The sequence below is a fragment of the Cedecea sp. NFIX57 genome, from assembly GCF_900177785.1.
Taxonomy (GTDB): domain Bacteria; phylum Pseudomonadota; class Gammaproteobacteria; order Enterobacterales; family Enterobacteriaceae; genus Cedecea; species Cedecea neteri_C.
Map to the genome: position 1 here is coordinate 1 of NZ_FXAS01000076.1, position 4716 is coordinate 4716.

General features: G+C 46.7%; 3 protein-coding genes and 2 pseudogenes. 1 reads left to right on the forward strand and 4 read right to left on the reverse strand.

The annotated features are described in order from the left end of the window. Positions 1-409 (reverse strand): annotated as a pseudogene (locus B9Y90_RS25365) (hypothetical protein); the annotation flags it as partial. A 64-nt stretch (positions 410-473) separates the two neighbouring features. Between B9Y90_RS25365 and B9Y90_RS27455 the strand changes: the two are divergent. After that, a pseudogene (locus tag B9Y90_RS27455) lies at positions 474-738 on the forward strand (DNA helicase); the annotation flags it as partial. Between the two features lie 390 nt (positions 739-1128). Here B9Y90_RS27455 and B9Y90_RS25375 read toward each other — a convergent pair. The 3 genes from B9Y90_RS25375 to B9Y90_RS26740 form a co-directional block, all read right to left on the reverse strand. Next, on the reverse strand, positions 1129-1911 hold the full coding sequence (locus tag B9Y90_RS25375; protein ID WP_085543065.1) for a CDP-diacylglycerol diphosphatase: 783 nt from the start codon (positions 1909-1911) through the stop codon (positions 1129-1131). Positions 1912-2154: 243 nt separating this feature from the next. Next, positions 2155-3390 carry a hypothetical protein gene (locus B9Y90_RS25380; RefSeq protein WP_085543066.1) on the reverse strand — a complete coding sequence of 412 codons (1236 nt, stop codon included), beginning with the start codon at positions 3388-3390 and terminating at the stop codon, positions 2155-2157. A 711-nt stretch (positions 3391-4101) separates the two neighbouring features. Continuing rightward, positions 4102-4530 (reverse strand): IS66 family transposase zinc-finger binding domain-containing protein, encoded by a 429-nt coding sequence (locus B9Y90_RS26740; protein WP_254902770.1) that lies wholly within the window; start codon positions 4528-4530, stop codon positions 4102-4104. Between the last annotated feature and the right edge of the window lie 186 nt (positions 4531-4716).

Sequence of the window (4716 nt, forward strand, 5' to 3'; positions counted from 1 at the left end):
GCGTATGGCAATGAGCCGCTTTATTATCGAGTTTGGTGACCGCCTGGATGGTCACTTCTGAGAAAAGGCATTTACACAGAATCGTGTACAGGGTCTGGACAGGCTTTACACCGCTGACAGTGGACAGAATGTAAATGACAGCCAGTGCTAAACTGATGGAGAAATATGCGTACCAGGAACGTTCATTTCGGTCGCTCATTTCATACTCAGTGGTTATGTTGTGGTGCATATACAGTTTTTTGTGTAGCGCTTTTATTTCATGAGGATTTAAATCATCTGAGATTTCTGAGTCGTCAAGCTCTTTCAGGGGCATGGCAATCACTTTCCCGGTCGACAGAACCAGCACTCTGGCAGTGATGATTTCGCCAAAGAGAAAGCCCAATAGTTTGTATTTAAGATTGTATTTCACTGACATATTTCCTCAATCAGGACGCCTAACGAGCCCTTACACTGATACGCCTGAACAGGCGGCCATTATTGACTGGAAAGGGGAGCGCCTGCCAACCCTGAAAGCCGGATGCTGTACCCGGCCTATAACCGGACCGCCAGGGATGAGGCTGAGCAGACGTTCCCCTTCAGCGTGGAATGCAAAACCTCCCATCAACGGGCATAGCCGGGGTTCGGGCGTCCCACCTGATCAGCAATCTGCGTATCACCGATAATCTTCGGCTGCTCAACACCCACCACTGGCCTCTGGCGCATAGCGCACTGGACACGCTCAGCCATTTTCTCTGCAGCGGTTAAGTGAGCATCTCAAATAGCTGGATAGTCAGTTCGTCGAACAGGAGAAAGAAATCCAGTACCAGCATCGTGAAAATGTGAACCGCCGGAGATTATCGGAGATACCCGGCTCTGGTCCGATAACGACAAGCGCTCTGATGGCGTGGAAAACCGATCCCGCATCTGCATAAGTGTCAATACGGTCTGTATATGACGCTTACGTTTCTCTGTGCCAACATGTTAAACGTATTCCGATTATTTGAAATAAATGGCTATTTTACTGAATGGAAGGCTTTCCAATCTTCATCTTTGCAGCAGTGGCCTCTCAGTAGACCTCTTCCACTGGATGACCAATAATGAGCCGTCATGTGTATTTAAAGACCAGACGCACTGAAACAGTGCGCAGACCTAGTGAGCCAATTTTGCAACAGTGCAGCTGTGATCCTGTAGTTCTTCCGCCGTCGCGGGAGAACTTACGCTTCCCGGATTGACCAGAAGCAGAAATTCGTCCGACCGTGTGCGCGCAGGTACGACAGTCACTTCTGCGTACTTCATATTGCTCCGATATCGCTCATGTACCAGGTCGAAAATGTTCTCATTGAGAAAAGCCGTTGCACTGAGCTTCCTGATATCATAAAGAATGTCTCGATCATTTTTATTTTTAAGCGGCTTGCTTTCCCATCCCCATCCCAGTTTTTCGATATCAAGGTCACTGAGGCTTTGTTGGGTTTTTGCCGCCAGGCAGGATATATGAATATGTAAATGATTTTGTGTCCGGCTATTTACCGGATTGATGGTCAGGGCAATATCTTTTTCCGCCAGTTTTTTCCCTCGTTGTTTTAGTTGGTCAAAGACAAAACCACGTGATTGCCAGGCACTGTAAAACAAGTTACTCACCGGATGCGTGTAGGGACGACTAAGAACGCCTTCATCCTCAATACCTGTGACATTGTCCATCGGCAGCAGAAGAAACTGGTTGTCACTGGCAGTTCTTGTTTTCAGAATGACATACCCGGCCTGATAGTTCATCAGGCTGCAGTCACCGTAATTCCCCGCCTTTTTATACTGGTCCTCACAGCCCTGAAGTGCCTCATTCAGCTCATTGCCTGTGGCTACCTGCAAGGCATGCGCGGATAAAATAGACGTACACAGCATACACATGAAAAATAGTCTTGATACAGAACCTGGCATATCCTTTTCTCCTTGTTTTAATCCCGATAGTCTCTGTCGTTTTTACTTCACGGATATGCTCACATGGGTCAGTAGCGCTCCCCGCGATTTACCATCACTCCGTGCCTTTCCCCGAACAGAAAGGTAATACTCTGCTGACTTTTTGGGCGTGAACGAATATTCCCGATCCTTCCATTCGGTTGTCGTCACAACGGTTTCCTGATGATCGTATGCGGCAGTTTCGACCGCTGAGTCGCCAATCCGTCATGTATACTGATCTGCTTCAGACAAATTTGTAGCCTGATAATTGTCGCGTGCATCAGTCCATTTGATGACATAATTTACGCCTTCAGTCAGATGAACACGGGCATATATGCGACCCGGCTTGTTGTTTACTGCCAGTTTAACCGCTGAGTGAAATCGTCTGGATGGCAGGCCGCTGTTTGTCTCACCCAGCACTTCCACTGGCGTTTTATCTGACAACACAGTAGAGCCAACAGTCCAGTCGTCGTGCGAAGAGCCATCCGGCCAGGTATCCACGCTTCCGGTGCCAGTGACACTGAGTTCTGACAGGTCATTTTTTAGCAAATTTTTACCGGGTGTATCCGTATTGTCTGGTCGCCATGTTGTGAGCTCCACCCTGCTCGTGACCAGGTCTATTTTCACAACAGGAATGGCCTTTCCTGTTTTCTGCTGGTACTGTTCCGCTAGTTTTTTGGCAACCGTGAAATCAGCGTCAACAAACCCCTTTCCGGCCTGATTCGCGTAAAAAACAGCCTTGATTTGGGGCATGTCTGTTTCCCCCCAGGGCTTAACGACAAGTTCATTCCAGCTGGCGTTGAGCGCATTATTCTTGATAATGTTGTGATTATCGGCTGAGGCTTTGATAGCGGCCGCAAACTGGGCAGGATCCTTAACACTGAACGAGCATTGCTTGCGACCGTCTTGTTCACGATCGGGGTAATGTTTGGTAAATGCCGTGTACCATGCGTCAGTGGTGTCACCTGTTCTATCGCTTAATGTATGTTTACATGAACTTAAATCATTAGCGTCAGACTGTGTATTCTTGTCGCTACAATGGTAATTCTCTGCACTCCTGTTGTAACCCGACAAATCATTCACGGTATCTGCATCGCGTGGATAGATACACTGCAACCTGGAATCGAGGTTGGCGTGTGAAGATTCCAGAACAATCCCCACAGACTCACTGTACAAATTCTTTGTATTTGTATCTTTACGAATGTAATAGTGGGAGGTGATCGTGGCATCTGGCTTCGATGTCAGATAATTAGTCGAACGCATCACCAGCCCGGAGCAGGTCCATGCTGGCTCAGAACCGCAACCATCAACTTTATTCATCCGGGTATTCAACTCGTTGGCAATATCGTGAAATTTTTGATCCAACGAGGTATCTGCGGTGGCGGAAGGGTGATAAACGACACTCATACCGAACAAGGCAAATAATCCAATAAGTAGCCGACTATTGCGACCTGTGCTCATAATTTTAATCCATTTAATTATATATTGTTGATACTGTGTGGATGACTGTCCTGGTCATAAATCATCAATTTTGACACATGATATCTGTCAGTATGCAATTTGTGTTTCATACTGATGTTTTTCCAATTTCACCAACAGAATTCAAAGTCGATATCACACTGCTTTCCTCAAGGAAAACGGTCTCCTCTGAGTAAAGCATAATAATGCCTTCGTTCTTTACGTTCGAAATGGTGTAACACCCCTGAATGAATTGTTTATCATAGAAAACAGTTCTCTCTTACACTTGACATAAAAATGGCACATAATCCAAATTATTATTGATCATAATTAAAATGATTATCATTTTTTATATTCAAAATAATTTAAATTTTTATTTTCAATAACTCATTGTTACATTGTTATTTTAATAACAATGTAAAGTGACAACGCAGTTTAGTTTGCAACTGGTAGCGGGTTTTCCCTCGATTCAGAGTTGTAGTCAGGCCTCTTCAAAAGCTGGCTGGGCATCAAAGTATTGCATAATTGCTGATTTTATATGTTTTTTAATAAAACACCTAGTTTCAGCCATTTTACCGGCGCGAGAGGGCCTGAAGCAGGCGCCATTTCCAGTTTAAGGGCTGATTCTAATCGTCAGCCGATCAGCAAAAGTGTCTCTGGTTGTTCAGCGTATATACCAGCGTTTTAAATGCATTATGCACTTTGCTTCGCCGCTCAAAACGCAGCAGTAGTTGCCGGGATTTGCTGACGGTGCGGGGGCATATGGTCGCAGTACTTGCCGATCACCCCCTGGGCGATGAGTGACGGCTTTGCTACGCCTTTCGGGATAATGTGTGCAGGCATACTACCGCTGATTTCCCGCTGGTGGCAGGTGCAACCATACTGCAGGCGAACACATCGGTTAACCACGACACGAGCCTGGATATATACCAGCTTTTCACTTACCTCATCGCGGATGTGATGCAGCGTGCCCTGGCAGTCAGGGCCGCTTTCGGCTGAGGCGGGTTCGATTGTTTTTGTGACACGGGCAGCAGGGATTTCGCAGAGAACCGGTGCAGTGGCTATGGGAAGAACGGACGATTTTTTGGAGCCCTGCCGGTAAAGTTGTTTATTCAGATTTTTTGCGTTGATTCGTGGCGACAAAGGCCATGGCCGACTGGCCTTCCTGAAGCGAATAAAAAGATCGCAGGCCGTAGATTTGGGTATACCTAACTGGCATTCCGCTTCAATACGCGTAAGCGCCCCATCCTGGACGTGGCGTAATGATTATTTTACAGGCAGGAAGTTCCACGGCAGCAGCTCATGAACCTCGTTTGATGGCCACTCGCC

Coding starts and splice junctions, on each gene's coding strand:
- B9Y90_RS25380 (WP_085543066.1), bottom strand. CDS start 3,390: ATGAGCACAGGTCGCAATAGTCGGCTACTTATTGGATTATTTGCCTTG.
- B9Y90_RS25375 (WP_085543065.1), bottom strand. CDS start 1,911: ATGCCAGGTTCTGTATCAAGACTATTTTTCATGTGTATGCTGTGTACG.